The organism is Oleiphilus sp. HI0117, from assembly GCF_001635235.1.
In genome coordinates this window covers 1-449 of record NZ_LWGA01001378.1, presented here as the reverse complement: position 1 = coordinate 449, position 449 = coordinate 1, and the positions used below count along the sequence as shown (strand labels likewise).

The 449-nt window shown below is 46.8% G+C and carries 1 protein-coding gene; it reads right to left on the bottom strand.

What is annotated here, in order from left to right; genetic code table 11:
* Window positions 1–449 (bottom strand): S41 family peptidase (locus A3757_RS23550; RefSeq protein ID WP_231878371.1); only part of this gene is annotated, 449 nt, incomplete at both ends.

Genomic DNA, 449 nt, shown 5'->3' with positions numbered 1-449 from the left:
AGCGGGCAGTTGTTAGCTTAAGCCCATATTCAGCATCAAGAGCCATGACGTTCTGTACAGAGCCTTTGCCGAAGCTCTGTGTTCCCATTATGACTGCCCGATTGTGATCTTGAAGTGCTCCGGCCAAGATTTCAGAAGCTGATGCGGAGCCTCCATCAATAAGAACGATAATGGGTATGCCATTAGCATCGTCACCAGGTGTCGCGTTAAAGCTTAAATCGGCTTCGCTAGCACGGCCTTTTGTATAAACGATGAGACCTTCTTCAATCAACTGGTCGGCAACTTCTACTGAAGCACGAAGTACGCCTCCAGGGTTGTTTCTTAAGTCAATAACTAAGCCTGCAAGTTCTTCAGTTTCATCTTGAAGCTTTTTAAGGCCTTTGGCGAAGTCGCTACCAGTTTGTGCCTGAAATTGAGTGATACGGATGTAGCCGTACTGCTCATCAAGT